This is a genomic window from Streptomyces cyslabdanicus, from assembly GCF_052663305.1.
In genome coordinates, this window is the sequence record NZ_JBQRUW010000089.1 from 1 (window position 1) to 5,214 (window position 5,214).

General features: G+C 57.4%; 2 rRNA genes. Both read right to left on the reverse strand.

Annotated elements, in window-relative coordinates:
- Positions 1–22: 22 nt before the first annotated feature.
- Positions 23–3,143: ribosomal RNA gene (locus ACTYVM_RS36965) — 23S ribosomal RNA — on the reverse strand.
- A gap of 310 nt (positions 3,144–3,453) precedes the next feature.
- Positions 3,454–4,979: ribosomal RNA gene (locus tag ACTYVM_RS36970) — 16S ribosomal RNA — on the reverse strand.
- Together the 16S and 23S rRNA genes form the textbook arrangement of a ribosomal RNA operon.
- Positions 4,980–5,214: the final 235 nt, after the last annotated feature.

Sequence of the window (5,214 nt, forward strand, 5' to 3'; positions counted from 1 at the left end):
AACACAGTGGACGCGAGCAACTGAGGACAAGCCCTCGGCCTATTAGTACCGGTCACCTCCACACCTCACGGTGCTTCCAGATCCGGCCTATCAACCCAGTCGTCTACTGGGAGCCTTACCCCATCAAGTGGGTGGGAGTCCTCATCTCGAAGCAGGCTTCCCGCTTAGATGCTTTCAGCGGTTATCCCTCCCGAACGTAGCCAACCAGCCATGCCCTTGGCAGAACAACTGGCACACCAGAGGTTCGTCCGTCCCGGTCCTCTCGTACTAGGGACAGCCCTTCTCAAGACTCCTACGCGCACAGCGGATAGGGACCGAACTGTCTCACGACGTTCTAAACCCAGCTCGCGTACCGCTTTAATGGGCGAACAGCCCAACCCTTGGGACCGACTCCAGCCCCAGGATGCGACGAGCCGACATCGAGGTGCCAAACCATCCCGTCGATATGGACTCTTGGGGAAGATCAGCCTGTTATCCCCGGGGTACCTTTTATCCGTTGAGCGACGGCGCTTCCACAAGCCACCGCCGGATCACTAGTCCCGACTTTCGTCCCTGCTCGACCCGTCGGTCTCACAGTCAAGCTCCCTTGTGCACTTACACTCAACACCTGATTGCCAACCAGGCTGAGGGAACCTTTGGGCGCCTCCGTTACTCTTTAGGAGGCAACCGCCCCAGTTAAACTACCCATCAGACACTGTCCCTGATCCGGATCACGGACCCAGGTTAGACATCCAGCACGACCAGACTGGTATTTCAACGACGACTCCACAACCACTGGCGTGGCCGCTTCAAAGTCTCCCAGCTATCCTACACAAGCCGAACCGAACACCAATATCAAACTGTAGTAAAGGTCCCGGGGTCTTTCCGTCCTGCTGCGCGAAACGAGCATCTTTACTCGTAGTGCAATTTCACCGGGCCTATGGTTGAGACAGTCGAGAAGTCGTTACGCCATTCGTGCAGGTCGGAACTTACCCGACAAGGAATTTCGCTACCTTAGGATGGTTATAGTTACCACCGCCGTTTACTGGCGCTTAAGTTCTCAGCTTCGCCCACCCGAAAGTGAGCTAACCGGTCCCCTTAACGTTCCAGCACCGGGCAGGCGTCAGTCCGTATACATCGCCTTACGGCTTCGCACGGACCTGTGTTTTTAGTAAACAGTCGCTTCTCGCTGGTCTCTGCGGCCACCCCCAGCTCAGGAAGCAAGTTCCCTCACCAGGCGTGGCCCCCCTTCTCCCGAAGTTACGGGGGCATTTTGCCGAGTTCCTTAACCATAGTTCACCCGAACGCCTCGGTATTCTCTACCTGACCACCTGAGTCGGTTTAGGGTACGGGCCGCCATGAAACTCGCTAGAGGCTTTTCTCGACAGCATAGGATCATCCACTTCACCACAATCGGCTCGGCATCAGGTCTCAGACACATGCCAGGCGGATTTACCTACCTGACGTCCTACACCCTTACCCCGGGACAACCACCGCCCGGGATGGACTACCTTCCTGCGTCACCCCATCACTCACCTACTACCAACTTGGTTCAGCGGCTCCACCACTCCGAATCACCCCGAAGGGATCACCGGCGGCTTCACGGCCTTAGCATCACTGGATTCGATGTTTGACGCTTCACAGCGGGTACCGGAATATCAACCGGTTATCCATCGACTACGCCTGTCGGCCTCGCCTTAGGTCCCGACTTACCCTGGGCAGATCAGCTTGACCCAGGAACCCTTAGTCAATCGGCGCACACGTTTCTCACGTGTGTATCGCTACTCATGCCTGCATTCTCACTCGTCAACCGTCCACAACTACCTTCCGGTGCTGCTTCACCCGGCAGACGACGCTCCCCTACCCATCACGATCCCCGTTGGGGGTACATATCGCAATGACACGACTTCGGCGGTACGCTTGAGCCCCGCTACATTGTCGGCGCGGAATCACTAGACCAGTGAGCTATTACGCACTCTTTCAAGGGTGGCTGCTTCTAAGCCAACCTCCTGGTTGTCTGTGCGACTCCACATCCTTTCCCACTTAGCGTACGCTTAGGGGCCTTAGTCGATGCTCTGGGCTGTTTCCCTCTCGACCATGGAGCTTATCCCCCACAGTCTCACTGCCGCGCTCTCACTTACCGGCATTCGGAGTTTGGCTAAGGTCAGTAACCCGGTAGGGCCCATCGCCTATCCAGTGCTCTACCTCCGGCAAGAAACACACGACGCTGCACCTAAATGCATTTCGGGGAGAACCAGCTATCACGGAGTTTGATTGGCCTTTCACCCCTAACCACAGGTCATCCCCCAGGTTTTCAACCCTGGTGGGTTCGGTCCTCCACGAAGTCTTACCTCCGCTTCAACCTGCCCATGGCTAGATCACTCCGCTTCGGGTCTTGAGCGTGCTACTCCACCGCCCTATTCGGACTCGCTTTCGCTACGGCTACCCCACTCGGGTTAACCTCGCAACACACCGCAAACTCGCAGGCTCATTCTTCAAAAGGCACGCAGTCACGAGAATGTGCAAGCACATTCCGACGCTCCCACGGCTTGTAGGCACACGGTTTCAGGTACTATTTCACTCCCCTCCCGGGGTACTTTTCACCATTCCCTCACGGTACTATCCGCTATCGGTCACCAGGGAATATTTAGGCTTAGCGGGTGGTCCCGCCAGATTCACACGGGATTTCTCGGGCCCCGTGCTACTTGGGTGTCTCTCCAACGAGCCGCTGACGTTTCGACTACGGGGGTCTTACCCTCTACGCCGGACCTTTCGCATGTCCTTCGTCTACATCAACGGTTTCTGACTCGTCGACCAGCCGGCAGACTGATCAAAAGAGATCCCACAACCCCCACGACGCAACCCCTGCCGGGTCTCACACGTCGTAGGTTTAGCCTCATCCAGTTTCGCTCGCCACTACTCCCGGAATCACGGTTGTTTTCTCTTCCTGAGGGTACTGAGATGTTTCACTTCCCCTCGTTCCCTCCACACTGCCTATGTGTTCAGCAGTGGGTGACAGTCCATGACGACTGCCGGGTTTCCCCATTCGGAAACCCCCGGATCAAAGCCTGGTTGACGACTCCCCGGGGACTATCGCGGCCTCCCACGTCCTTCATCGGTTCCTGGTGCCAAGGCATCCACCGTGCGCCCTTAAAAACTTGGCCACAGATGCTCGCGTCCACTGTGCAGTTCTCAAACAACGACCAACCACCCATCACCCTGCTGAAAACAGCAAGTTCACTGGGGCCGGCAACCGAAGGGCGAGCAACGCTCGCACCCTCAGACACCCAACAGCGTGCCCGACCGACTCCCGTCCGAAGATCATGCGTTCCACGCTCTTGCGAGCAGTACTGGCAGCCTCCGACCCGTGAATCCGGCCGAATAATCAACGTTCCACCCATGAGCAACCAGCACCGGACATTCGCCGATGTACTGGCCTCTGACCGAGCGAACCCGGTAAGAAGTGCTCCTTAGAAAGGAGGTGATCCAGCCGCACCTTCCGGTACGGCTACCTTGTTACGACTTCGTCCCAATCGCCAGTCCCACCTTCGACAGCTCCCTCCCACAAGGGGTTGGGCCACCGGCTTCGGGTGTTACCGACTTTCGTGACGTGACGGGCGGTGTGTACAAGGCCCGGGAACGTATTCACCGCAGCAATGCTGATCTGCGATTACTAGCAACTCCGACTTCATGGGGTCGAGTTGCAGACCCCAATCCGAACTGAGACCGGCTTTTTGAGATTCGCTCCACCTCACGGTATCGCAGCTCATTGTACCGGCCATTGTAGCACGTGTGCAGCCCAAGACATAAGGGGCATGATGACTTGACGTCGTCCCCACCTTCCTCCGAGTTGACCCCGGCGGTCTCCTGTGAGTCCCCATCACCCCGAAGGGCATGCTGGCAACACAGAACAAGGGTTGCGCTCGTTGCGGGACTTAACCCAACATCTCACGACACGAGCTGACGACAGCCATGCACCACCTGTACACCGACCACAAGGGGGACCCTGTCTCCAGGGTTTTCCGGTGTATGTCAAGCCTTGGTAAGGTTCTTCGCGTTGCGTCGAATTAAGCCACATGCTCCGCTGCTTGTGCGGGCCCCCGTCAATTCCTTTGAGTTTTAGCCTTGCGGCCGTACTCCCCAGGCGGGGAACTTAATGCGTTAGCTGCGGCACCGACGACGTGGAATGTCGCCAACACCTAGTTCCCACCGTTTACGGCGTGGACTACCAGGGTATCTAATCCTGTTCGCTCCCCACGCTTTCGCTCCTCAGCGTCAGTAATGGCCCAGAGATCCGCCTTCGCCACCGGTGTTCCTCCTGATATCTGCGCATTTCACCGCTACACCAGGAATTCCGATCTCCCCTACCACACTCTAGCTAGCCCGTATCGAATGCAGACCCGGGGTTAAGCCCCGGGCTTTCACACCCGACGTGACAAGCCGCCTACGAGCTCTTTACGCCCAATAATTCCGGACAACGCTTGCGCCCTACGTATTACCGCGGCTGCTGGCACGTAGTTAGCCGGCGCTTCTTCTGCAGGTACCGTCACTTTCGCTTCTTCCCTGCTGAAAGAGGTTTACAACCCGAAGGCCGTCATCCCTCACGCGGCGTCGCTGCATCAGGCTTTCGCCCATTGTGCAATATTCCCCACTGCTGCCTCCCGTAGGAGTCTGGGCCGTGTCTCAGTCCCAGTGTGGCCGGTCGCCCTCTCAGGCCGGCTACCCGTCGTCGCCTTGGTGAGCCATTACCTCACCAACAAGCTGATAGGCCGCGGGCTCATCCTTCACCGCCGGAGCTTTCAACTCCCACAGATGCCTGCAGAAGTGATATCCGGTATTAGACCCCGTTTCCAGGGCTTGTCCCAGAGTGAAGGGCAGATTGCCCACGTGTTACTCACCCGTTCGCCACTAATCCCCACCGAAGTGGTTCATCGTTCGACTTGCATGTGTTAAGCACGCCGCCAGCGTTCGTCCTGAGCCAGGATCAAACTCTCCGTGAATGTTTTCCCGTGATCGGGATGAACACCACGAGAGCGGAACCGGGAGGAGGAATAGTCCTCTCGGTTCACAGCGTCCTCGCTGTGTTTTTCAAAGGAACCTCGTCCCAGCAGATGCTGGAGACGGGGTATCAACTAATCTGGCGTTGATTTTTGGCACGCTGTTGAGTTCTCAAGGAACGGACGCTTCCTTCGTACTCACCCTCTCGGGCTTTCCTCCGGGCGCTTCCCTTCGGTG